The 1,403-nt window shown below is 45.0% G+C and carries 1 protein-coding gene and 1 pseudogene; both read left to right on the forward strand.

What is annotated here, in order from left to right; translation table 11 throughout:
• A pseudogene (locus BN873_RS20545) lies at window positions 1-200 on the forward strand (methyl-accepting chemotaxis protein); the annotation flags it as partial.
• A 101-nt stretch (window positions 201-301) separates the two neighbouring features.
• The coding region (locus BN873_RS16620) for a methyl-accepting chemotaxis protein (RefSeq protein WP_374727172.1) at window positions 302-1,403 on the forward strand (1,102 nt) is incomplete at its 3' end.

Here is a 1,403-nt window from a genome sequence, read left to right on the forward strand (position 1 = left end):
CCCAGCAGAATGCCGCCCTGGTCGAACAAACCGCCGCCGCCAGCCACAGCATGGGCGATCAGGCCCAGGAACTCCAACGCTTGATGGGCTTCTTTAAATTGGACCAACAAAATGATGCCAGCACAACTCAACACTTTGCGAAAAAGTATCCAGAAATCTCTAACATAACAGCCAATGCCTATGAACCTATAGCGGCTTAAAGGATGCTAGAAAAACTTAATACTTTGCAAAAACTTATCCAGAAATACTACACCGTTTCAATACAACAACCAATGTCTATGAACCTATAAGAGTAATCACGATGACAATTAAGAAATTTTTCCTAATGTCCTCAGCAATCATCTTAACGTTACTCATTTGCTTTATTACTGTCGCTTATTTAATGTTAGATAATCAACGTAATCTCTTACACGCAGGAGAGGTTCGCTATGAGTCGTACTTACTTGCTGATGAGCTACGGCAAAGCTCCGATGATTTGACACGCTTGGCACGTACCTATGTCGTGACGAACGATGCGAAGTATGAGCAGCAATATTGGGATGTGCTCGCAATTCGCAACGGTGAGAAACAACGCCCACAGAATTACCAAAAGATTTATTGGGATTTCATGGCAGCCGATGGCAAAAAACCTAGCCCAGATGGCGAGAAAATTGCTTTACAAACCTTAATGAAAAATATTGGCTTCACGGATGAAGAATTTGACAAGTTAAAGGAAGCGCAAGCCAATTCAGATGGCTTAATAGGTATAGAAACCATCGCCCTGAATGCGGCTAAGGGTCAATTTAATGACGGAAGCGGCAAATTCACTAAAAAAGCAACTCCCGACTTCGAGATGGCGAGAACGCTGATGCATTCCCAACAATACCATATTGAAAAAGCCAAGATCATGAAACCGATCAACGAATTTTTTACCTTGCTGGATCAGCGAACAAAAAATAAGGTGGAATATCACACCCAGCTTGGCAATATTTATTTTTCAATCGTTCTCGGTTTGATGGCTGGATTAGTTGGGTTTTTTATCTGGTTCTATTGGATGTTTGATCGCAAAATCCAGCAGCCTTTAGGTGCTGAACCCCATGTCATGATGGATATCACCCAGCACATTGCTAATGGCGACCTCACCAGTCAATTCACTAATACCGGAAAAGAAATGGGAATCTATGCCGCCCTGAAAACAATGGCGGGCCAATTAAAAGAGATGATTAGGAAAGTCAACGAAACCACGAGCCAAGTGGCCTCTGCCTCATCGGAGATTGCGCAAGGGAGCAGCGATTTAGCTCAGCGCACCGAAGAGCAAGCCTCGGCACTGGAAGAGACCGCCTCCTCCATGGAAGAGCTGACCGGGACGGTTAAGCAAAGCGCTGAGAACGCCGGTCAGGCCAATCAATTGGCCGGGGCCGCCC

It is taken from the genome of Candidatus Competibacter denitrificans Run_A_D11 (genome assembly GCF_001051235.1).
GTDB classification, from domain to species: Bacteria; Pseudomonadota; Gammaproteobacteria; order Competibacterales; family Competibacteraceae; genus Competibacter_A; species Competibacter_A denitrificans.